The 21,736-nt window shown below is 34.7% G+C and carries 23 protein-coding genes; 20 read left to right on the top strand and 3 right to left on the bottom strand.

Going from position 1 to position 21,736, the window contains the following annotated elements:
• Positions 1–156 precede the first annotated feature (156 nt).
• The gene (locus V5J73_RS13850; RefSeq protein WP_338646559.1) at positions 157–504 is read right to left on the bottom strand and encodes a toxin-antitoxin system YwqK family antitoxin; all 348 of its coding nucleotides are present in this window, start codon (positions 502–504) and stop codon (positions 157–159) included.
• A gap of 226 nt (positions 505–730) precedes the next feature.
• Between V5J73_RS13850 and aspS the strand changes: the two genes are divergently transcribed.
• From aspS to V5J73_RS13765, 17 genes are all read left to right on the top strand, one after another.
• Positions 731–2,476: an aspartate--tRNA ligase gene (aspS, locus tag V5J73_RS13845; protein WP_338646558.1), complete on the top strand. Its 1,746-nt coding sequence runs from the start codon at positions 731–733 to the stop codon at positions 2,474–2,476.
• 132 nt (positions 2,477–2,608) lie between these two features.
• Positions 2,609–2,803, top strand: coding sequence for a cold-shock protein (locus tag V5J73_RS13840; RefSeq protein WP_007137066.1), 195 nt, complete (start codon positions 2,609–2,611; stop codon positions 2,801–2,803).
• Positions 2,804–3,103: 300 nt separating this feature from the next.
• Complete coding sequence (locus V5J73_RS13835; protein ID WP_091172430.1) at positions 3,104–3,469, top strand: NADH-quinone oxidoreductase subunit A; 366 nt, start codon at positions 3,104–3,106, stop codon at positions 3,467–3,469.
• Between the two features lie 72 nt (positions 3,470–3,541).
• A complete protein-coding gene (locus tag V5J73_RS13830; RefSeq protein ID WP_066335808.1) occupies positions 3,542–4,090 on the top strand; it encodes an NADH-quinone oxidoreductase subunit B in 549 nt (182 codons plus the stop codon).
• A 3-nt stretch (positions 4,091–4,093) separates the two neighbouring features.
• A complete protein-coding gene (locus V5J73_RS13825) occupies positions 4,094–4,615 on the top strand; it encodes an NADH-quinone oxidoreductase subunit C (RefSeq protein ID WP_338646557.1) in 522 nt (173 codons plus the stop codon).
• 38 nt (positions 4,616–4,653) lie between these two features.
• Complete coding sequence (locus V5J73_RS13820; RefSeq protein WP_338646556.1) at positions 4,654–5,892, top strand: NADH-quinone oxidoreductase subunit D; 1,239 nt, start codon at positions 4,654–4,656, stop codon at positions 5,890–5,892.
• Positions 5,893–5,972: 80 nt separating this feature from the next.
• Positions 5,973–6,503: a complex I 24 kDa subunit family protein gene (locus tag V5J73_RS13815; RefSeq protein WP_338646555.1), complete on the top strand. Its 531-nt coding sequence runs from the start codon at positions 5,973–5,975 to the stop codon at positions 6,501–6,503.
• A gap of 1 nt (position 6,504) precedes the next feature.
• Complete coding sequence (gene nuoF / locus V5J73_RS13810; RefSeq protein WP_338646554.1) at positions 6,505–7,872, top strand: NADH-quinone oxidoreductase subunit NuoF; 1,368 nt, start codon at positions 6,505–6,507, stop codon at positions 7,870–7,872.
• An 18-nt stretch (positions 7,873–7,890) separates the two neighbouring features.
• Positions 7,891–8,940 (top strand): 2Fe-2S iron-sulfur cluster-binding protein, encoded by a 1,050-nt coding sequence (locus tag V5J73_RS13805; protein ID WP_338646553.1) that lies wholly within the window; start codon positions 7,891–7,893, stop codon positions 8,938–8,940.
• Positions 8,933–9,985, top strand: a complete 1,053-nt coding sequence (nuoH, locus tag V5J73_RS13800) for an NADH-quinone oxidoreductase subunit NuoH (protein WP_338646552.1) — start codon at positions 8,933–8,935, stop codon at positions 9,983–9,985. Before V5J73_RS13805 ends, nuoH begins: the two co-directional genes overlap by 8 nt.
• Positions 9,986–10,100: 115 nt before the next feature.
• Positions 10,101–10,646, top strand: coding sequence for a NuoI/complex I 23 kDa subunit family protein (locus tag V5J73_RS13795; RefSeq protein ID WP_338646551.1), 546 nt, complete (start codon positions 10,101–10,103; stop codon positions 10,644–10,646).
• Positions 10,646–11,158: an NADH-quinone oxidoreductase subunit J family protein gene (locus V5J73_RS13790; protein WP_338646550.1), complete on the top strand. Its 513-nt coding sequence runs from the start codon at positions 10,646–10,648 to the stop codon at positions 11,156–11,158. The genes V5J73_RS13795 and V5J73_RS13790 overlap by 1 nt, the downstream gene beginning before the upstream one ends.
• A gap of 1 nt (position 11,159) precedes the next feature.
• Positions 11,160–11,480 carry an NADH-quinone oxidoreductase subunit NuoK gene (nuoK, locus tag V5J73_RS13785; RefSeq protein ID WP_166139024.1) on the top strand — a complete coding sequence of 107 codons (321 nt, stop codon included), beginning with the start codon at positions 11,160–11,162 and terminating at the stop codon, positions 11,478–11,480.
• A 6-nt stretch (positions 11,481–11,486) separates the two neighbouring features.
• Positions 11,487–13,370 carry an NADH-quinone oxidoreductase subunit L gene (gene nuoL / locus V5J73_RS13780; RefSeq protein ID WP_338646549.1) on the top strand — a complete coding sequence of 628 codons (1,884 nt, stop codon included), beginning with the start codon at positions 11,487–11,489 and terminating at the stop codon, positions 13,368–13,370.
• Between the two features lie 9 nt (positions 13,371–13,379).
• Entirely contained in the window at positions 13,380–14,822 is a 1,443-nt protein-coding gene (locus V5J73_RS13775) for a complex I subunit 4 family protein (protein WP_338646548.1), read from the top strand.
• Between the two features lie 12 nt (positions 14,823–14,834).
• The gene (locus V5J73_RS13770; RefSeq protein WP_338646547.1) at positions 14,835–16,205 is read left to right on the top strand and encodes an NADH-quinone oxidoreductase subunit N; all 1,371 of its coding nucleotides are present in this window, start codon (positions 14,835–14,837) and stop codon (positions 16,203–16,205) included.
• Positions 16,206–16,387: 182 nt separating this feature from the next.
• Positions 16,388–17,104 carry a DsbA family oxidoreductase gene (locus V5J73_RS13765; protein WP_338646546.1) on the top strand — a complete coding sequence of 239 codons (717 nt, stop codon included), beginning with the start codon at positions 16,388–16,390 and terminating at the stop codon, positions 17,102–17,104.
• Positions 17,105–17,196: 92 nt separating this feature from the next.
• Here the strand turns inward: V5J73_RS13765 and V5J73_RS13760 are convergent, their stop codons facing one another.
• Positions 17,197–17,793 carry a T9SS type A sorting domain-containing protein gene (locus V5J73_RS13760; protein WP_338646545.1) on the bottom strand — a complete coding sequence of 199 codons (597 nt, stop codon included), beginning with the start codon at positions 17,791–17,793 and terminating at the stop codon, positions 17,197–17,199.
• Positions 17,794–17,981: 188 nt separating this feature from the next.
• Between V5J73_RS13760 and V5J73_RS13755 the strand changes: the two genes are divergently transcribed.
• Positions 17,982–18,854, top strand: a complete 873-nt coding sequence (locus tag V5J73_RS13755; protein WP_338646544.1) for an AraC family transcriptional regulator — start codon at positions 17,982–17,984, stop codon at positions 18,852–18,854.
• A gap of 111 nt (positions 18,855–18,965) precedes the next feature.
• Here V5J73_RS13755 and V5J73_RS13750 read toward each other — a convergent pair whose 3' ends face one another.
• Positions 18,966–19,628: a hypothetical protein gene (locus tag V5J73_RS13750; protein ID WP_338646543.1), complete on the bottom strand. Its 663-nt coding sequence runs from the start codon at positions 19,626–19,628 to the stop codon at positions 18,966–18,968.
• A gap of 402 nt (positions 19,629–20,030) precedes the next feature.
• Between V5J73_RS13750 and V5J73_RS13745 the strand changes: the two genes are divergently transcribed.
• Together V5J73_RS13745 and V5J73_RS13740 are read left to right on the top strand one after the other, a co-directional pair.
• A complete protein-coding gene (locus V5J73_RS13745) occupies positions 20,031–21,305 on the top strand; it encodes a Y-family DNA polymerase (RefSeq protein ID WP_338646542.1) in 1,275 nt (424 codons plus the stop codon).
• On the top strand, positions 21,296–21,736 hold the full coding sequence (locus V5J73_RS13740; protein ID WP_338646541.1) for a LexA family protein: 441 nt from the start codon (positions 21,296–21,298) through the stop codon (positions 21,734–21,736). The genes V5J73_RS13745 and V5J73_RS13740 overlap by 10 nt, the downstream gene beginning before the upstream one ends.

Genomic DNA, 21,736 nt, shown 5'->3' with positions numbered 1-21,736 from the left:
GGAATACGACTATTTATAAAAATAGGTTTGAATATGAATTTTTAATTCAAAATTCATTGTTACAATAGAAGAAAGCCAGCTTTACGCTTTCAAAATTAGAAATAAAAAAAGCTTCCGAAATTTGCGGAAGCTTTTTTTATGTTTTTAACGATTTTTTTAGTCTCTATTGACTAATGCATCTTGTTTCCAGGTTTTTACTGAAGCAATTCTACTATTGGAATAATCTACTTCACTTAAGTTGTTACCATTCCAGAAAAACCATTTTCCAGTTTTTTCCCCATTTTTATAATTAGCAACTGATAATTTGTTGCCATTTGTATCGTATGAAGTCCAAGTACCTTCCAGTTTTCCGTTTTTGAAGAAACCTTCTTGTTGTACATTTCCGTTTTCAAAGTAGTATGTTGTTTTTACTAATTCACCCACAGCTTCTAATTGTGGATTATTTTCTTGAGCAAATGCTATTCCTGAGAAGATTAATGCGGTTAAGATTATATATTTTTTCATATCGTTGGGATTTTAAATTCATATTAGCTTAACAAATATATAAAACATTTTACAATAAAAAAACTTTAAGTTAACAATTTGGTAACATTGAAGTAAAACTTAACATTGGAAATAAAGTTTAAGAGAAAACCAAGCGCTAAAATTTCTTATTTCTCAATTCATTATTGATAATTAGTCCTAAATTTGCACCCGTGTCCAAAGGGCAAAATAATCTAAAATTAGAATCATGTATAGAAGTCATAACTGCGGCGAGTTGAATGCCTCACATATTAATACAGAAGTTACACTTGCGGGATGGGTTCAAAAATCACGCGATAAAGGATTTATGAATTGGGTTGATTTACGCGACCGTTATGGAATTACACAATTAATTTTTGATGAAGGTCGTTCAGAAAAGTCTGTTTTTGAATTAGCTAAAACTCTTGGCCGTGAATTTGTAATTCAGGTAAAAGGAACTGTTATTGAGCGCGAAGCCAAAAATAAAAACATGACTACGGGTGAGATCGAAATTTTAGTTACAGAATTGAATATTCTTAACGCATCACTTACGCCTCCTTTTACTATTGAGGACGAGACAGATGGTGGCGAAGATATTAGAATGAAATACCGTTACCTAGATATAAGAAGAAATCCAGTAAAAAATAGTTTACTGTTTCGTCATAAAGTAGCGATGGAAGTGCGCAAGTACCTTTCGGATTTGGATTTTTGTGAAGTTGAAACACCGTATTTAATTAAGTCTACTCCAGAAGGTGCTAGAGATTTTGTGGTGCCTTCTCGAATGAACGAAGGGCAGTTTTACGCTTTGCCACAATCGCCTCAAACCTTCAAGCAATTATTGATGGTGGGTGGAATGGATAAATATTTCCAAATCGTGAAATGTTTCCGTGACGAAGATTTACGCGCAGACAGACAGCCGGAATTTACACAAATCGATTGTGAAATGGCTTTTGTAGAGCAAGAAGATATCTTGAATGTTTTTGAAGGATTGACAAGGCATTTACTGAAAGAAATAAAAGGTATTGAAGTAGAGAAATTCCCAAGAATTACCTACGAATATGCTATGAAAACATACGGAAATGATAAGCCAGACATCCGTTTCGGAATGGAGTTTGGTGAATTAAATGAAGTGGCGCAACACAGAGAATTCCCTGTTTTTAATGCTGCTGAATTAGTGGTTGGAATAGCTGTTCCTAATGCAGGGAATTATACTCGTAAAGAAATTGATGGGTTGATTGATTGGGTAAAACGTCCTCAAGTAGGTGCGTCAGGAATGGTATATGTGAAATGTAATGATGATGGAACGTATAAGTCATCAGTAGATAAATTCTATGATCAAGATGATTTAGGACAATGGGCAAAAATTACGGGTGCCAAAGCAGGAGATATGATTTTTGTGCTTTCTGGACCTGCAGATAAAACTCGTGGACAATTAAGCGCATTGCGTATGGAATTAGCTACGCGATTAGGATTGAGAAACCCAGCCGAATTTGCACCACTTTGGGTGGTTGATTTCCCTTTATTAGAATTTGACGAAGAGAGCGGTCGTTATCATGCGATGCATCATCCGTTTACCTCGCCAAAACCGGAAGACATGCATTTGTTGGAAACAAATCCAGGGAAAGTTCGTGCTAATGCCTATGATATGGTTTTAAATGGAAATGAAATTGGAGGAGGTTCAATTCGTATCCACGACAAAGCGACACAACAATTGATGTTTAAATATTTGGGCTTTACCGAAGAAGAAGCGAAGGCTCAATTCGGATTCTTGATGGATGCGTTCCAGTTTGGTGCACCACCGCACGGAGGTTTGGCTTTTGGATTGGATCGATTAGTAGCAATTCTTGGTGGTCAGGAGACGATTCGTGATTTTATTGCTTTTCCAAAAAACAATTCTGGAAGAGATGTCATGATTGATGCTCCCTCAGCTATTGATGATTCTCAATTAAAAGAGCTGCATATAAAATTGGTGTAGTTGTAGTTTATCGTTTAAATTTGTTAGAAAACGTTGAATATCAATATTTTTACAAAATAAAAAGAGAAGAATGTCTTTCGTATTATATTAAATATTACATTTGCTCCATTATAAATTATTATTACTATTACAATGCGTACAGGTACAGTTAAATTTTTCAATGAGTCTAAAGGTTACGGATTCATTACAGACGAAGAAACAGGAAAAGACATTTTTGTTCATGCATCAGGAATCAACGCGGAAGAATTACGCGAAGGTGACAGAGTTAGCTACGAAGAAGAAGAAGGAAGAAAAGGAAAAGTTGCTGCGAAAGTAGCAGTGATCTAAGCATAAAAAAATTAATTTTTTTTGCCTACGAATGTTTAAAAAACGTTCCGATTTATTTCGGAACGTTTTTTTTTTAGTCAATATTTTTCTCATTTTCGTAATTTATGAAGCTGCTTTTTAGAATTGTTAAATGGATTAAACGTTAAACACATCTTAATATAAAAATCTTTCCTTATTTATAATTAATAAAAATTGTAAATTTACAACGTTGTAGTTGCGATGTATTTTTGAGTTTTTATTGTTATTTAATAATTTGGAAGTTATCTTTGTGGCTTAGTTTTATTCAAAAAAATCGATATTATGCAATCCGATCAATTAAATTATATACCAATTTTAATGCAGTTTATCCTCGCTGTAGGATTTGTTGTAGGAACTATATTAGTTTCTGGAAAATTAGGGCCTAAAAGATCTTCTGAAATAAAAGATAAAAACTTCGAATGTGGGATTGAATCTGTGGGGAATGCGAGAATTCCATTTTCGGTTAAATATTTCCTTGTGGCGATTTTGTTTGTTTTGTTTGATGTTGAGGTGATTTTCTTGTATCCATGGGCTATCAATTTCAAGGAATTGGGTATGGAAGGAATGGTTAAGATGGTGATTTTTATGATGTTGCTTTTGGTGGGATTTTTCTACATCATCAAAAAGAAAGCATTAGAGTGGGAATAAAAAATTATTTTAAATGCTGAATTTAAATGATGTCATTGTAATTCAGAATTCATAATTCATAATTTAACAAAGATGAGTGATTCAAATATAAATATGGTTGCCCCTCCGGAAGGCGTTGTTGGTGAAGGTTTCTTTGCTACAAAGCTGAATGATGTTGTGGGATTGGCTCGTGCAAATTCTTTGTGGCCTTTGCCTTTTGCAACATCTTGTTGTGGGATTGAATTTATGGCAACAATGGCTTCGCATTACGATTTGGCACGATTTGGTTCTGAAAGAGTGAGTTTTTCTCCTCGTCAAGCGGATATGCTAATGGTAATGGGGACGATTTCGAAAAAAATGGCACCTATTTTACGTCAGGTTTACGAACAAATGTCAGAGCCACGTTGGGTGATTGCAGTTGGAGCTTGTGCTTCATCTGGTGGAATCTTTGATACGTATTCTGTTTTGCAAGGGATTGATAAAGTAATTCCAGTTGATGTTTATGTTCCGGGCTGTCCGCCCAGACCAGAACAAATTGTAGATGGAGTTATGAAATTGCAAGAGTTGGTTAAAACGGAATCAGTAAGAAGAAGAAGTTCTCCAGAATACCAAGAATTATTAGCTTCTTATAATATCAAATAAATAATGGCGCTAGAAACGATACAAATCCAAGAGAAATTAGTTGAAACATTTGATTCGGCTGTTTTTGAATTCAACCAGGAAAGAGATATATTTTCATTTGAAGTCGCTGCTGATAAAATTACGGCAGTGATTCTTTTTTTGAAAAATGATCCAACATTGCGTTTCCATTTTTTAACAGATTTGTGTGGGATTCATTATCCTGACAATGATGTAGACCATCAATTTGCAGTGGTGTATCATTTGCACAATTGGTATGAAAACAAAAGGATTAGAATTAAGGCATTTATCAACGGTGAAAATCCAGAAATAAAAACGATTTCAAATATTTTCTTGAGCTCCAATTGGATGGAAAGAGAAGCGTATGATTTTTATGGAATAAACTTCATTGGGCATCCACAATTGAAACGTATTTTGAATATGGATGAAATGATTTCTTTTCCAATGCGAAAAGAATTTCCAATGGAAGATAGCGGAAGAACAGACAAAGATGACCGTTTCTTTGGAAGAACAACCGACAATTATTAAAAAAAACACTCACTATTATAATTTTTCACATTAACTAAATGTCAGAACTATTATTACCACCAGAGCATCGCTATGCTAAAAGAATTGCAGCCCAACTAAATGAAGATGGAAGCGAGCTTTCTATCCTGAATTTAGGACCAACTCACCCAGCTACGCACGGTATTTTTCAAAATATCTTGTTGATGGATGGAGAAAGAATTCTAGAAGCGGAACCAACTATTGGTTACATTCACAGAGCTTTCGAAAAAATTGCTGAAAATCGTCCTTTTTACCAAATCACACCTCTTACAGATAGAATGAACTATTGTTCATCTCCTATAAACAATATGGGTTGGTGGATGACATTAGAAAAATTGTTGGATATTGAAGTTCCTAAAAGAGCGCAATATTTAAGAGTTATTGTAATGGAATTGGCAAGAATCACGGATCATATTATCTGTAATTCAATTCTTGGTGTGGATACCGGAGCGTATACTGGATTTTTATATGTGTTTCAATTTAGAGAGAAAGTTTACGAAATCTACGAAGAAATTTGTGGAGCTCGTTTGACTACAAATATGGGACGAATTGGTGGTTTCGAAAGAGATTGGTCACCTAAAGCGTTTGAATTATTAAATACATTTTTAGCAGATTTTCCTGCCGCTTGGAAAGAATTTGAAAACTTATTCGAAAGAAATAGAATTTTTATTGACAGAACTGTAAATGTTGGCGCTATAACAGCTGAACAAGCTATGGCTTACGGATTTACAGGTCCAAATTTACGTGCTGCAGGTGTTGATTATGATGTTCGTGTGGCGCAACCGTATTCTTCTTACGAAGATTTTGATTTTATTATTCCTGTTGGAAAATCAGGTGATACTTACGATCGTTTTTGCGTTCGTAATGCTGAAGTTTGGGAGAGTTTGAGTATCATTCGTCAAGCATTAGCAAAAATGCCGGAAGGAAATGACTTTCATGCTGATGTTCCAGATTATTACCTTCCTCCAAAAGAAGATGTTTACACCAGTATGGAATCATTGATTTACCATTTCAAAATTGTGATGGGAGAAGTTCCTGTTCCAGTTGCCGAAATATATCATCCTGTTGAAGGTGGAAACGGAGAATTAGGTTTCTATTTGGTAACTGACGGAAGTCGTACTCCTTATAGATTACACTTCCGCAGACCTTGTTTTATTTACTATCAAGCGTATCCAGAAATGATTAAAGGTTCATTACTATCGGATGCAATTGTTATTTTGTCAAGTTTAAATGTTATTGCCGGAGAGTTAGACGCATAAAAATTAAGATTGCAGAATACAGATTTCAGACTGAAGATTGAAAAATCCAAAATCTAAAATCTAAAATCTAAAATTAAAGAATGGAAAGAACGTATCACAAACAAGAAATAAATATGACTGAAGCATTGATGTCTCGCATCAATGAATTAATAAGTCATTATCCTGAAGACAAAAGAAAATCGGCCTTATTGCCTGTTTTGCATGAAGTTCAAGATGCTCACGACAATTGGTTGAGTATTGAATTAATGAATAAAGTAGCCGAAATCCTTTTGATTAAGCCAATTGAAGTTTACGAAGTAGTATCGTTTTATACGATGTACAACCAAAGACCAATTGGGAAATACATGTTCGAGTTTTGTCAAACTTCTCCTTGTTGTTTGAATGGAGTGGAGGATTTAATGGATTATACCTGTGAAAAATTAGGTGTAAAAGTGGGTGAACCTACTTCAGACGGTCTTTTTGAAGTGAGAGGAGTTGAATGCTTAGGTGCTTGTGGTTACGCTCCAATGATGCAATTAGGCGATTTTTACAAAGAACATTTGACGGCAGCAAAAATCGACCAGTTAATTGAAGATTGCAAAAACGATACAATAATATTACACGATAAATAATATGTCACAAAAAATATTATTAGATAAAATAAATATTCCAGGAATTAAAACCTACGAAGTATACCGTCAAAACGGTGGTTATGCTTCAGTAGAAAAAGCCTTAAAAACATTAACCCCAGACGAAGTGGTTGAAGAAGTGAAAACTTCAGGGTTGCGTGGTCGTGGTGGAGCAGGTTTCCCAGCCGGAATGAAGTGGAGTTTTATTGATAAAAAATCAGGAAAACCAAGACATTTAGTTTGTAATGCGGATGAATCAGAACCGGGAACTTTCAAAGATCGTTATTTGATGGAATTTATTCCTCATTTATTGATTGAGGGAATGATTACTTCCAGCTATGCTTTGGGTGCAAACCTTTCTTACATCTACATTCGTGGAGAATACATGTGGGTTTATAAAATATTGGAAAAAGCCATTAACGAAGCAAAAGCTGCTGGATTTTTGGGCAAAAATATATTAGGTTCAGGATACGATTTAGAACTTTATGTTCATTGTGGTGCCGGAGCTTACATCTGTGGTGAAGAAACTGCTTTAATCGAATCATTGGAAGGTAAAAGAGGAAATCCTCGTATCAAACCACCATTTCCTGCAATTTCAGGGCTTTGGGCAAATCCAACGGTTGTAAATAATGTAGAAACAATTGCCGCTGTGCCTTGGATTATCAATAATACTGGTGCGGAATATGCTAAAATTGGTATCGGACGTTCTACAGGAACCAAATTAATTTCAGCTTCTGGCCATATAAAAAATCAAGGTGTTTATGAAATTGAATTGGGTTTAAGTGTTTACGAATTCATGAATTCTGATGAGTATTTAGGCGGAATGAGTTCTGATAGACCTTTGAAAGCATTTGTACCTGGAGGAAGTTCTGTTCCTGTTTTACCTGCACATTTAATTTATAAAACGGCAAACGGTGAAGATCGTTTGATGTCATATGAATCTTTAAGTGACGGTGGATTTGCAACTGGTTCTATGTTAGGATCAGGAGGATTTATTGTTTACAATGATACGTCTTGCATCGTTCGTAATACTTGGAATTTCTCTCGTTTTTATCACCACGAAAGCTGTGGACAATGTTCTCCTTGTCGTGAAGGTACAGGATGGATGGAAAAAGTATTGCACCGAATCGAAAACGGTCACGGTCGTGAAGAAGATATCGATTTGCTATTGAGCATTCAAAGTAAAATTGAGGGAAATACTATTTGTCCTTTAGGTGACGCAGCAGCTTGGCCAGTGGCAGCGGCAATTCGTCACTTTAGAGAGGAGTTTGAATACCATATTCGTTTCCCAGAAAAAATAAAACATAGAGATCATTTTGTTGCTGAACCTTTTGAAAAAGTAAAGCATTTAGTTTCTAAAGTAATCGTATAAAGTCAAGAATTTCAGAAAATGAAAGTAACCATAGACGGTCAAAGCATAGAAGTAGAACCAGGAACAACAATCCTGCAGGCAGCACGTATGATAGGTGGAGAAGTAGTTCCGCCAGCGATGTGCTATTATTCTAAACTAAAAGGGAGCGGTGGGAAATGCCGTTGTTGTTTAGTGGAAGTTTCCAAAGGAAGTGAAGCCGACCCAAGACCAATGCCTAAATTAATGGCATCTTGTGTAACCGGTTGTATGGACGGAATGGAAGTAAACAGTAAATCTTCGCCAAGAGTAACCGAAGCCAGAAAATCTGTAACGGAATTTTTATTGATTAATCACCCGTTAGATTGTCCGGTTTGTGATCAGGCAGGAGAATGTGATTTGCAAAATTTAAGCTTTGAGCACGGGAAATCAGAAACTCGTTTTATCGAAGAAAAGAGAACATTTGAGCCAGAAAATATTGGTCCAAATATTCAATTGCACATGAACCGTTGTATCCTTTGTTACCGTTGCGTAATGGTGGCAGATCAGTTGACTGACGATCGTGTTCACGGAGTAATGGATAGAGGAGATCATTCTAATATATCAACTTGTATCTCAAAAGCGGTTGATAATGAGTTCTCAGGAAATATGATTGATGTATGTCCAGTAGGAGCTTTAACGGATAAAACATTTAGATTTAAATCCAGAGTTTGGTTTAGCAAGCCTTATAATGCACACAGAAATTGTCCTACTTGTTCTGGAAAAACTACCGTTTGGATGTTTGGTGACGAAATCCAACGTGTTACCGGAAGAAAAGATGAGTACCATGAAGTAGATGAATTTATTTGTAATGGATGTCGTTTTGACCACAAAGACATTGCTGATTGGACTATTGAAGGACCGAGAGCATTCGAAAAAGATTCGGTTATCAACCAAAATAAATACAACAGAAAATTACAAAAAGTGGAAATCGCCACTGAAGAAAATATCCTTTTAGGTAGAGAAGAAGACCGTAAGAAAATCAGCATGGTCGAAATTCCATTGACTGAAGAAGACATTATTAATCAAAAAAACTTGGGTAATAATGGATAATGTATTTATCATAGAAAAAAGTGTCATTATTGTTGCGGTTTTTGCTTTGACAATGTTGATGGCAATGTATTCCACTTGGGCAGAACGAAAAGTTGCCGCTTGGCTTCAAGATCGTGTTGGACCAAACAGAGCAGGTCCTTTGGGATTGTTTCAACCGCTTGCCGATGGTTTAAAATTATTCTCGAAAGAAGAATTTGAACCCAATACACCAAACAGATTTTTGTTTTTTGTAGGTCCGGCAATCGCAATGAGTACTGCATTAATGACGAGTGCTGTGATACCTTGGGGAGACAGGCTGCATTTATTTGGAAGAGATATTTTATTGCAGGCAACTGATTTAAACATTGGATTGTTATACTTTTTTGGAGTTGTATCAGTAGGTGTTTACGGAATCATGATTGGTGGTTGGGCATCTAATAATAAGTTCTCTTTGATGGGTGCGGTTCGTGCTGCTTCTCAAATGGTATCTTATGAAGTTGCCATGGGACTTTCGATGATTGCTTTGTTAATGATGACAGGAACCTTGAGTTTAAGAGAGATTTCGGCACAACAAGCAGGAATGAATTGGAATGTGTTTTACCAACCGTTATCTTTTATTATATTTTTAATTTGTGCTTTTGCAGAAACGAATAGAACTCCTTTTGACTTAGCGGAATGCGAAAGTGAATTAATTGGAGGATATCACACGGAATATTCATCAATGAAAATGGGATTCTATTTATTTGCTGAATATGCGAATATGTTTATTTCTTCTACGATTTTGGCGGTTTTATTCTTTGGTGGATATAATTATCCTGGAATGAGTTGGGTTGTTGAAAATTGGGGTGTAAATATTGCCAATGTTTTAGGATTTGGTGCTTTGTTTATCAAATTGTGTGGATTCATATTTTTCTACATGTGGGTTCGTTGGACTATTCCAAGATTCAGATACGATCAATTGATGCATTTGGGTTGGAGAATATTAATTCCATTATCAATCATTAATATTATAATTACCGGAATTGTAATTTTGAGAGCAGAAATTGCTACTTATTTAGGATTTTAATTAGTACCGAAAAAGCCCTAGCCCTGATAGCAGTGGAAATCCTTTATTTGTTTTTCTTTAAAAACAATAAAGATTGAAACGAATAGCAGGATTAAGCTTCAAATAAAAATAAAAAATGTCAATAGAAAGTATATCCTTATCGGGAAGAAAAAAGCAAGTCTCTAACAAGGAGATGACTTTTTGGGAAAGAATGTATCTTATTGCGATTGTCAAAGGTTTGATAATTACGATTCAGCATTTATTCACCAGAAAAGTAACGATTCAATATCCGGAGCAAGTGCGTGAAATGAGTCCGGTTTATCGCGGTCAACACCAGTTGAAACGGGATGAACAAGGTCGTGAGAACTGCACAGCCTGTGGTTTATGTGCGTTATCTTGTCCTGCAGAAGCCATCACTATGAAAGCGGAAGAGCGCAGAGCGGATGAAAAACATTTGTACAGAGAAGAGAAATATGCATCGATATATGAAATCAATATGTTGCGTTGTATTTTCTGTGGATTATGTGAAGAAGCTTGTCCGAAAGATGCCATTTACCTGACAACTTCTAAAGTATTGGTTCCTTCCAGTTATGAAAGAGAAGATTTTATCTTTGGTAAAGATAGATTAGTGATGCCTTTAGATATCGCAATGAAAAATGCTCAACTTAAAAACGCTAACTAATGTCTACGATACTTATTATATTTTGTGTATTATCAGCTATAACTTTGTCAACAGCATTTTTGACAATTTTTAGTAAAAATCCTATACACAGTGCTATTTATTTAGTGATTTGTTTCTTTTCTATTGCCGGTCATTACTTGTTATTGAATGCTCAATTTTTAGCGATAGTACACGTTATTGTGTATTCTGGAGCGATCATGATTTTGTTTTTATTCACGATCATGTTGATGAATTTGAATGAGCAAAAAGAAGTGCACAGACCACGAATTACCCGATTAGGCGCTATTGTTTCCTTTTGTTTAATATGCATTGTTCTTATTTTGATTTTTATAAATTCAAAACCAATCGTGGGTGAGTATGTTACAACTGGTGAGGATTATCAGTCGATAAAAGTATTGGGTAAAATACTGCTGAATGAATATATGGTTCCGTTTGAGTTTGCTTCTATATTACTTTTGGTTGCTATGATTGGAACGGTATTATTGTCTAAAAAAGAAAAATTGCAAAAATAAGATGAACAATATTTTAAACCACATTGGTATTGAAAATTATATATTCCTGAGTGTAATACTTTTTTGTATTGGAATTTTTGGAGTGTTGTACAGACGAAATGCCATTATCGTATTTATGTCAATTGAAATTATGTTGAATGCCGTAAACTTATTGTTTGTTGCTTTTTCAACGTACCATCAAGATGCGCAAGGACAAGTTTTTGTGTTTTTCTCGATGGCAGTTGCTGCGGCAGAAGTTGCGGTAGGATTGGCAATTCTAGTTTCTATTTTTAGAAACTTAGGTTCAATTACTATCGATAATTTAAAAAACTTAAAAGGATAAATGGAAATGAATACCAATATAGCTTTAGTTTTAGTTCTTGCTCCTTTTTTAGGATTTTTATTCAATGTTTTCTTTGGCAAAAGCCTTGGAAAATCACTTTCTGGAATAATCGGAACACTTTCAGTTTTGGTTTCTTTTATTGCAACTGCTTATTTCTTTAGTGGAATTTCAGCGCAACCGGAAGGAATTCGGATTTCACTTTTTGATTGGATCCAAATCAGTAATTTCAAAGTTGATTTTGGATTTCAATTGGACCAATTGTCTATTTTATGGTTGCTTTTCGTAACCGGAATTGGGTCTTTGATTCATTTGTATTCTATCAGTTACATGCACGATGATGAAAATATGCACAAGTTTTTCGCGTATTTGAATCTGTTTATATTCTTCATGATTACATTAGTAATAGGAAGTAACTTATTAGTATTGTTCATCGGTTGGGAAGGTGTAGGTCTTTGTTCGTATTTGTTAATTGGATTTTGGCATAAAAACCAAGAGTACAATGACGCTGCAAAGAAAGCATTCATAATGAACCGTATTGGTGATTTAGGGTTGTTAGTTGGAATTTTCATTCTTGGAAATTTATTTTCAACTTTAGATTATGCTACTTTAAAAACGGCTATTGCCGGTGCAACTGACCTTAATATGTATTGGCTTTCTGTTGCTGCTTTCGCTTTATTCATTGGAGCTTGTGGTAAATCAGCACAAATTCCATTGTATACATGGTTACCGGATGCGATGGCAGGTCCAACACCAGTTTCTGCATTGATTCACGCAGCTACAATGGTAACTGCAGGGATATTTATGATTACCAGATTGAATTTCTTATTTGATTTAACTCCAGATGTACAATCTATAATTGCAATTGTTGGAGCTGTTACTGCTTTAGTTGCTGCAACCATAGGATTAGTCCAAAATGATATTAAGAAAGTCTTGGCTTACTCTACCGTTTCTCAATTAGGGTTAATGTTTTTGGCTTTAGGTTTAGGCGCTTATGAAGTGGCTGTTTTCCATGTAATCACGCACGCTTTTTTCAAAGCTTGTTTGTTCTTGGGTTCAGGTTCTGTAATTCATGCTTTGCATGGAGAACAAGACATGCGAAATATGGGCGGCTTGAAAAAAGCAATGCCAATTACGTTTGTAACCATGTTGATTGCTTCATTAGCAATTTCTGGAGTTCCATTATTCTCAGGTTTTTTCTCGAAAGACGAAATCTTATTAGTGGCTTTCCATCATAATATTCCGTTATGGGTTGTGGCTTCGGTTGCTTCTATAATGACTGCTTTCTATATGTTCCGTTTGATGTTCTTAACGTTTTTCCAAGAATTCAGAGGAACTGCAGAACAAAAGCATCATTTGCACGAAAGTCCATCTTTGATTACCATTCCTTTGATTATTCTAGCAATTTTGGCTACTATTGGTGGTTTGATTAGTTTGCCTGGAAACAGTTGGTTGAATCATTATCTAATTCCAATTTTACCAAAATTAGCAACTGCTGAACACCATTTAGGAACTACAGAATATATCTTGATGGCTATTGCTGTTGTGGGTGGATTAGTAGGTATTGGTATTGCTTACGCCAAATACATCAAACAAAATACAGTTCCAACAGAAGATGCTGCCATTACAGGATTTTCTAAAGTGCTTTACAATAAATATTATGTTGATGAATTTTATGATGCTATTTTTGTTAAACCAATTAATTTCTTGTCTCGTTTTTTCAGAGACACTCTAGAAACTGGTTTGTCAGCTTTAGTTTTTGGCTTCGGAAAAGTTACCAACGAAATAAGTTACCAAGGAAAGAAAATACAAAATGGAAGCATTGGTCTTTATCTTTTTGTTTTCGTATTAGGGCTTTGTGCCATTGTTTCTTATTTATTTTTAGCTCAATAATCTTATACTATGAATGTATCTCTAATATTAATTATACTTTTGGTTGGTGCGTTTGCAACTTATCTTGCGGGCGATAAACTGGCTTCAAAAGTGGCTTTGTTCTTTGGGTTAGCTGCTGCAGGCGCTTCTATTGTATTATTAAATCACTATAATTCAGGTGAAAACATCAGTTTCATCAACCAGTGGATTACGCAACCTAATATTTCTTTTGCTCTAAAAGCAGACGGATTATCAATGGCAATGCTTTTATTGACCACAGTTTTGACTCCAATAATTATTTTTTCTTCTTTTGGAAATGAATATAAAAATTCAAAATCATTTTATGCGTTAATCTTGTTTATGTCGTTTGCAATGGCAGGAACATTCTTGGCGTCAGATGGTCTTTTGTATTATATTTTCTGGGAATTATCATTGATTCCTATTTACTTTATCGCCTTAATTTGGGGTAACGGAGATACTGAAGATCGCAAAAAAGCAGTAGTTAAATTCTTTATCTACACACTGGCCGGTTCTTTATTTATGTTGGTTGCTTTTGTTTACATGTATCAAAAAGCAGGAAGTCTTTTATTAGAAGATTTATACAAATTGAATCTAACAGCAAATGAACAATTATGGATATTCCTAGCTTTCTTTTTAGCGTATGCGATTAAGATTCCTTTAATTCCTTTTCATACGTGGCAAGCAAGTGTTTACCAAAAAGCGCCAACCGTTGGTACGATGCTTTTATCTGGTATCATGCTAAAAATGGGATTGTACAGTGTTATTCGTTGGCAATTGCCATTGGCGCCATTGGCTGCCAAAGAGTACATGTACATTTTTATCGGACTCGGAATTGCAGGTGTTATTTACGGTTCTATCGTTGCTTTGAAACAAAAAGATTTAAAGAAATTATTAGCGTATTCTTCTTTGGCTCACGTTGGTTTGATTGCAGCTGGAACGTACACATTGACATTAGACGGTTTACGAGGTGCAGTTTTACAAATGATTGCACACGGATTTGTAGTTGTTGGATTGTTTTATGCAGCTGAAATTATCTTCAGAAGATACGAAACTAGAGCCATTGTTGAAATGGGCGGTATTCGCACACAATCACCAAAATTTACTTCGATGTTTTTGATTTTGGTTTTAGCATCTGTTGCCTTACCAACTACTTTTAACTTTATTGGAGAATTCACCGTTTTATACAGTCTTTCTCAAATTAATATTTGGTTTGCCATTTTAGGAGGAACAACAATAATTTTAGGAGCGTATTATATGTTGAAAATGTTTCAACATGCAATGTTGGGAGAAACCAATTCTAAAGTTTTTGCTGATGTAACGATCAATGAAGGAATAACATTAGTAATTATAATTGGTGTACTGTTCTTTTTTGGGATGTATCCAAAACCAATTACCGATTTGATTACCCCAAGTCTGGAAGAAATTTTAACTCAAATAAACCGAATTAACTAAGTCAAATAAAAAATGAATACATTAATAGCTATAATAGGATTAGGTGTTTTATGCCTTTTATTTGAAATTTTTAATTTAAGGAAAGCCATTGTTCCAATAACAATACTTGGATTATTGGGAGTGCTGGGTTTAACTATATCTGAATTTAATTCTACCGAGAGTTACTACAATAACATGATTGTTGTGAGTAAATTTTCAGGTACTTTTTCGTCTTTGTTTATTGTGCTTACCATTTTCTTGGTGGCTTTAGGACATAACTTTTATGAAAATCATCAATCTAAAATCTCTGATTATATTGCCATAAAAATATTTTTATTGGCAGGAGCAGTAGCAATGGTTTCTTTTGGAAACTTAGCGATGTTCTTTTTAGGAATTGAAGTGTTATCCATTGCGCTTTATATTCTTGCGGCAAGTGATCGTATGAATTTAAAAAGTAATGAAGCGGGAATGAAGTATTTCCTAATGGGATCCTTTGCATCTGGAATCATTCTGTTTGGTATCTGTTTGATTTACGGAGCTATGGGAAGTTTTGATGTTACTGAAATTAGTGAATTATCACAATCAGCTGAATTGCCAATTTGGTTTCCAATCGGAATTGTATTATTAACCATCGGAATGTTGTTTAAGGTGGCTGCAGTTCCATTTCATTTCTGGGCTCCGGACGTTTACGAAGGTTCTCCTGCATTGACAACAGCATTGATGAGTACTTTGGCGAAAGTAGTTGCTATGGCTACTCTGTACAAGTTATTATCAGTTATGAATGCGGATGTTTCTGAGTCATTCAAAATGGTAGTAGTTATTATTTCAATGGCTTCAATGACCGTTGGTAATATTATGGCTTTGAGACAAACGAATGTAAAACGTATGCTGGCTTTTTCAGGGGTTTCTCACGCTGGTTTCATGTTGATGACTTTATTGAGTTTGTCTACTTCAGCAGGTAGTTTGTTGTATTATGCTTCAGCGTATTCATTGTCTGGAATCGCAGCCTTTAGTGTGATTTTATACGTTTGTAAAAATAGAGACAACGAAGATGTGGTTAATTTCCACGGATTGGGAAAAACAAATCCATTGTTAGCCGCTATTCTTACGTCAGCTTTACTTTCGATGGCTGGTATTCCAATTTTTGCTGGATTCTTTGCTAAGTTGGTTTTGTTCAATCAAACGATTCAAGCGGGTTACTTGGCTTTAGTAATCGTAGCGGTTGTGAACTCTATTATTAGTGTTGGTTACTACTTCAAATTGATTTTGGCGATGTATACCAAAGAACCTAATGAAGAAAGAAAAGGAACTCCGGTTATCATTTATGCCGTTGCCGTTATAGCAATTGTATTGAATATCGCATTAGGTTTGTATCCTTCATTTATTTTGGATTTATTGGCATAAACGAAAGCTTTAAAATATACAGAAAACCATCAAGAGCAATTTTTGATGGTTTTTTTTATGAATTACTTCGAATAAAGCCAATCCCTCAATTCCTAATAAAAGCTTAATATCGAATTGATTTTAAACTAGTTTTATTAAATTTGTATATACAAATGATTTAATCGTTTACTAAATAAAGAAAGATGACAAATACATTAAAAATACAAATCTGGTCGGATATCATGTGTCCGTTTTGTTATATAGGTAAAAGGAGAATAGAAGGTGCTTTACAAAATTTTGAACATAAAGATGCCGTTGAAATTGAATGGAAAAGTTTTCAGTTGGACCCAAGTTTTATAGCTTCTCCGGAAGATAATATGGTCGAGCATTTGGCAGAAAAATATAGAAAAGATACCGATTGGGCTCAAGGAATGCTTGATGATATGACGCAGAATGCTAAAAATTCAGGATTGGATTTCCATTTCGAAAAAGCGGTTATGGCTAATTCTCTACATGCGCATCGTTTATTGCATTTAGCCAAAAAGTATAACTTGGCAAATGACTTAGAAGAATTATTGTTCAAAGCCTATCTGACTGATGGTAAGAATATAAATGACTTGGATACGTTGAAGGCATTGGGACTAGAAGTAGGACTGAACGCTGAATCTATTGATGAAGTATTGCATTCTAATGCATACGCAAATGAAGTTCAGCAGGATATTAATGAAGCGCAATCTATAGGGGTTCAAGGAGTTCCCTTCTTTGTTTTCGATAATAAATATGCAGTTTCTGGTGCGCAACATGTCGAGACATTTGTGAAAACATTGGAGAAAGTATGGGAAGAAGGTAAGTTTCAAAGTAAACCAACACTATTGAATACTACTGATGGAGACAGCTGCGGAATAGATGGTTGTAATTAAAGGGTAAATTGTAGTCTTTTTCAATTCTTTACCTCAAAAAAAAAGGCTGTCCTATAAAGACAGCCTTATAATTACTACAATTTATTTAATCACTATTTGTTACTAACAGTTTCCATAAATGTTTTACCATTGTACGTTATCTCAAATGTATATTTACCGTTTTGAGCAGCAGTTAAGTCAAACATTTTACCCACATAAAGATCGGCTTCCAATGTTTCATTGTATACTTCTGTTTGATTCGAGTCGTAAAGGACAACAGTTACTGGAGTTTTTTCTAGGTTTAAAACATTTACCGTAACAATTCCGTTTTTGTTTACTAAAACGGGTTTGTATACTTCAGAAATAGCATCAGCAGATAACTTTGCTGTGTTACCAACTACTTCTATTTTATACTTCGAAATTTTGTGATCGTCCTCTGCTTTTAAGAAGTAAATACCGTCTGGTAAAGCAGTCAAATCGTATGTTCTGTTGATGTTTTCTTCAGAGGTTACTTTTTCCTGATAGATTAAACTGTCATTGATATCATAAATAGACAAGTCAATTTTCTTAATCTCTTTCAAACTAAAACTCACCGTTTTTCCTTCTTCTTTTATTAAATCCAGTGAAAAATCTGCGTTTCCTGCGTGTGCTTGTACCGCAGTCAATACTATTGCAGTTAACACTAAACTAAATTTTAAAATCTTTTTCATAATTGTAAATTTTTAGATTTATAATGATATTTATCTGAGGCTAAATTACTGTAACCTATTCAGTATGAGTAGTGCTGAATTTTCTAATTTATGTGCTATTTTACCTTTTACGAAATCGATTAAGGTTAAAAAAGTTAATTGAGTATCTATTTTTGGTAAATTTGTGCTAATTCTAAATACGGATTCGTATGAAAATTATACCACCAGCTTTTGAAAGTATTGCGCCTTCTTTTGGGAGTTCTTTTAGCTTTTCTCAATATGTTGAAAATGCGAATAGCAAGGCACACTTGTGGCATTATCACCCTGAAATTGAACTTGTTTTTGTAAATGGAGGTGCTGGAAAACGCCAAATAGGAAGTCACATTTCGTATTATACCGATGGTGATTTAATCTTGATTGGAAGTAATCTGCCACATTGTGGATTTACCAATGAAGAAACGGGAAATAAAAACGAAACGGTGATACAAATGAAACCGGACTTCTTGGGTAATGGTTTTTTTGATATTTCTGAAATGACAGCTATTCGGAATCTTTTTAGTAGAGCTAAAGCTGGAATTGCTTTTGAAGGTGAAACTAAGAAGAATATTGGCAAGGAGATAGAGTCGATGGAAGAACAGTCGCAATTTGAAAGATTGTTGACGATGTTGCGTATTCTGAATGAACTGGAATTATCCAATGAAGCTACTGTTTTGAATGCTGATGGATTTTCTATGGAAATGCAAATGCAGGATAATGACCGTATCAATGCTGTTTTTAATTATGTCAAGGATAATTTCCAGGAACACATTACCTTGGAAGTAGTTGCAGAATTGGTGCGCATGACAGAACCTTCCTTTTGTAGGTATTTTAAAAAGATTACGAACAAGACTTTTACTAAATTTGTTAATGATTACCGCTTAGTTCACGCATCCAAACTTTTAGCTGAAAAACCTATCAGTATCACTGAAATTTGCTATGAAAGTGGTTTCAATAACTTTAGTTACTTCAATAAATCATTCAAAGAATTTACTGGTAAAAGTGCATCGCAGTACCGTCAGGAATTACGGTCAGTACTTAAATAATAACCAGTAAGCTAGGCTAATACCAAATTAGTACATTGCATTTCCAAACAAAAAACCCGCTGATAATTGCTACCAGCGGGGTTTTTCTAACTAACCAATCTAAACTAAATATTATTTTCTATTTATTACGATAGCTACACTTCCTGATACTTTAGTATCCTCGATTTTAGCTTTAGTACCATTTGTTCTGTAATAGTAATAGTCATCATCAGTCGCGTTTTGGTTGCCACTATACGTGTTGTTTCCATTTGAGTTTTGGCTGTATTCGTAGCCTCTACCACCTTTTACGGCTCCAATAATATCCACAATTTGACCACGACGGTTGTAAATAATTTCTAAACCACCTACGCGTTCTAATGCATAACGGTTATACGTCATATAAACAGAGCCAATGCGTTTTACTCTACCATTAAAATCGTAGTTAAGGAACACATTCCCAACTTGTCTTACTCTACCCATATTATCGTGTTCTACTCGAACACCATAATTTCCTTTTCGGCTATTGCCTAGTGCACCAAAGGTTTTGTTTGCACCATTTTTTTGGTTTGATTTGTAATACATATCTCGACCTGTTGTTGGGCGTGTATTAAAATCTAATTGTCCGTCAGGGAAAACGAAGAACTCAATTCCTCTTTCTGTGAACACAATTGGATCATCGTTTCTAAAATCTACTGGAGATTTTCTTTCTACAGAAAAATCGATTTTTTCTGCTGCGTTGGCTATACTACCTCCAAATACGAAAATACTAGCTACTAAAAGGGTAATTTTTTTCATGATACATCTATTTTGAATTTTGCCTACTCGTGAGCTTTTCGGCTTTCGCTTTTTTACTTATTTGATTAGGGATATTCAAGTAGCATGCCAAAAATTTGAACGTAGCTTTCGTGTTTTTAGATTTTGAATTGATTTTTTGGTTTTAATCAATTTAAAATCAAGTAGTTGGCGTTTAAATAAAAATAAAAATAATTTTATTAGGCAGCTAACATTAAGATTTTTTTAATACTATTTCTGTTTTATTCGTTGTTTTTTCTTTTGATTTCGACCCAGAAATAAGTCCATTAAAATAGAAATTATGTGGTTTTGAAAAACTTTTAGAAACAAAACTACTTATCAACATTATATAAAATTAACTTTTGTTACGAACTCCTATCGATGTATATTAAGTAATTTTGTATCATGTATGCATTAGTCGATTGTAACAATTTTTATGCTTCCTGCGAGCGCGTTTTTCAACCGCAATTCGTAGGGAAACCCGTTGCAATATTGTCAAATAACGACGGTTGCGTCATTTCCAGAAGTAATGAAGCGAAAGCGGTTGGGATTACTATGGGTGCACCAGCATTCCAGATCAAGGAATTGGTAAAGGAAAAAAATGTACAATTATTTTCTTCAAATTATGCACTCTACGGTGATTTGAGTAATCGCGTGATGGCTATTTTAGGGCAATTTACTCCAAATTTAGAAATTTACAGCATCGACGAAGCCTTCCTGAATTTTGATGGCATGACTGTTTTGGACTATCATGATTATGGAATCCAAATGAAAACCCGTGTGCAAAAATGGGTAGGAATTCCCGTTTGCATTGGCTTTGCGCCAACGAAAGCCTTGTCTAAAGTAGCTAATAAAATTGCCAAGAAATTCCAAGACAGAACGAAAGGTGTTTATGTTATTGATAGCGATGAAAAACGAATCAAAGCCTTGAAATGGACAAAGATTGAAGACGTTTGGGGTATTGGTTACCGAATGAATAAAAAGATGAAAGTCAAAAATATTGTGACTGCTTTAGATTTTATTGCACCGCAACATGAAGCTTGGATAAGAAAAGAAATGGGTGTCATTGGTTTGCGTTTAAAATACGAACTCGAAGGAAAATCAGTTTTGGATTTAGAACCCATTGTGGAGCAAAAGAAAAGTATTGCAACCACCCGAAGTTTCCCAAAACAGATTGCTGATTTTGATTTATTGCGAGAACGTGTAGCCACTTTTGCAGCCGTTTGTGCAGAGAAATTACGAAAACAAAACTCTTGCTGTCATACCATTATTGTAATGCTTGTGGTGGATAAACATACGGTGCAAACCTCAAAATATTATTTTAATATGGCAGTAACTTTGCCGTTTGCGTCAAATTCTACGTTGACCATTAGCAATGCAGCCATTGATATGTTGAAAAAACTACACCAAGGAAATGAATATTTGAAATTTAAGAAAGCAGGAGTTATTGTAACGGAGTTGATAGATGAAAACAAGAAACAATTGCAATTGTTTGATGAGGAAAACCCAAAACATTTGCTGTTGATGAAAGTAATGGATGGCCTCAATAATAAGATTGGTGACAAGAAAGTAAAGCTAGCCACTCAAAATTTAAGTTTGACTTGGAACATGAAACAAAATCATTTATCACCAAGATATACCACTAATTTTAAAGACATACTCGAAATAAAATGCCAATAAACAAAGGACAAAAGTTGACTTTTTTTCTGCCTGATTTTGAAAGTGAATTGCGAATTCCTTTCATCAATGAAGGTGTTTCAGCTGGATTTCCATCGCCAGCAGCTGATTTTATGGAAACGAACATTGATTTAAACAAGCAATTAAGCGAAAATCCACTAGCGACTTTTTATATTAGAGTCAAAGGAAATTCTATGATTGATGCTGGAATCAATGACAAAGATGTTCTTGTTGTGGATAGAAGTTTGGAGCCGCAAAACAATAAAATTGCGATTTGTTTCATTGATGGAGAGTTCACGGTGAAACGAATGCAAGTCGAGAAAGACTGTTTATTTCTGATGCCTGAAAATCCATCGTATTCTCCGATAAAAGTCACCGAAGAAAATCAATTAATCATCTGGGGAATTGTGACGTATGTGATTAAAAAGGTATAA

The organism is Flavobacterium sp. KS-LB2 (assembly GCF_036895565.1).
In the GTDB taxonomy this organism is placed as follows: Bacteria; Bacteroidota; Bacteroidia; order Flavobacteriales; family Flavobacteriaceae; genus Flavobacterium.
Note: the sequence above shows the minus strand (reverse complement) of the source record. Positions and strands in the feature narration are given on the sequence as shown.

Bases quoted from the DNA above. Each gene is read 5' to 3' on its own strand.
- V5J73_RS13740 (WP_338646541.1), top strand. From the start codon at position 21,296: ATGCCAATAAACAAAGGACAAAAGTTGACTTTTTTTCTGCCTGATTTT.
- V5J73_RS13755 (WP_338646544.1), top strand. From the start codon at position 17,982: ATGAAAATTATACCACCAGCTTTTGAAAGTATTGCGCCTTCTTTTGGG.
- V5J73_RS13850 (WP_338646559.1), bottom strand. From the start codon at position 504: ATGAAAAAATATATAATCTTAACCGCATTAATCTTCTCAGGAATAGCA.
- V5J73_RS13750 (WP_338646543.1), bottom strand. From the start codon at position 19,628: ATGAAAAAAATTACCCTTTTAGTAGCTAGTATTTTCGTATTTGGAGGT.
- V5J73_RS13820 (WP_338646556.1), top strand. From the start codon at position 4,654: ATGTCAGAACTATTATTACCACCAGAGCATCGCTATGCTAAAAGAATT.
- V5J73_RS13795 (WP_338646551.1), top strand. From the start codon at position 10,101: ATGTCAATAGAAAGTATATCCTTATCGGGAAGAAAAAAGCAAGTCTCT.
- V5J73_RS13805 (WP_338646553.1), top strand. From the start codon at position 7,891: ATGAAAGTAACCATAGACGGTCAAAGCATAGAAGTAGAACCAGGAACA.
- V5J73_RS13840 (WP_007137066.1), top strand. From the start codon at position 2,609: ATGCGTACAGGTACAGTTAAATTTTTCAATGAGTCTAAAGGTTACGGA.
- nuoL (WP_338646549.1), top strand. From the start codon at position 11,487: ATGAATACCAATATAGCTTTAGTTTTAGTTCTTGCTCCTTTTTTAGGA.
- V5J73_RS13830 (WP_066335808.1), top strand. From the start codon at position 3,542: ATGAGTGATTCAAATATAAATATGGTTGCCCCTCCGGAAGGCGTTGTT.
- V5J73_RS13770 (WP_338646547.1), top strand. From the start codon at position 14,835: ATGAATACATTAATAGCTATAATAGGATTAGGTGTTTTATGCCTTTTA.
- nuoH (WP_338646552.1), top strand. From the start codon at position 8,933: ATGGATAATGTATTTATCATAGAAAAAAGTGTCATTATTGTTGCGGTT.
- nuoK (WP_166139024.1), top strand. From the start codon at position 11,160: ATGAACAATATTTTAAACCACATTGGTATTGAAAATTATATATTCCTG.
- V5J73_RS13760 (WP_338646545.1), bottom strand. From the start codon at position 17,793: ATGAAAAAGATTTTAAAATTTAGTTTAGTGTTAACTGCAATAGTATTG.
- V5J73_RS13775 (WP_338646548.1), top strand. From the start codon at position 13,380: ATGAATGTATCTCTAATATTAATTATACTTTTGGTTGGTGCGTTTGCA.
- nuoF (WP_338646554.1), top strand. From the start codon at position 6,505: ATGTCACAAAAAATATTATTAGATAAAATAAATATTCCAGGAATTAAA.
- V5J73_RS13765 (WP_338646546.1), top strand. From the start codon at position 16,388: ATGACAAATACATTAAAAATACAAATCTGGTCGGATATCATGTGTCCG.
- V5J73_RS13790 (WP_338646550.1), top strand. From the start codon at position 10,646: ATGTCTACGATACTTATTATATTTTGTGTATTATCAGCTATAACTTTG.
- V5J73_RS13815 (WP_338646555.1), top strand. From the start codon at position 5,973: ATGGAAAGAACGTATCACAAACAAGAAATAAATATGACTGAAGCATTG.
- V5J73_RS13825 (WP_338646557.1), top strand. From the start codon at position 4,094: ATGGCGCTAGAAACGATACAAATCCAAGAGAAATTAGTTGAAACATTT.
- V5J73_RS13745 (WP_338646542.1), top strand. From the start codon at position 20,031: ATGTATGCATTAGTCGATTGTAACAATTTTTATGCTTCCTGCGAGCGC.
- V5J73_RS13835 (WP_091172430.1), top strand. From the start codon at position 3,104: ATGCAATCCGATCAATTAAATTATATACCAATTTTAATGCAGTTTATC.
- aspS (WP_338646558.1), top strand. From the start codon at position 731: ATGTATAGAAGTCATAACTGCGGCGAGTTGAATGCCTCACATATTAAT.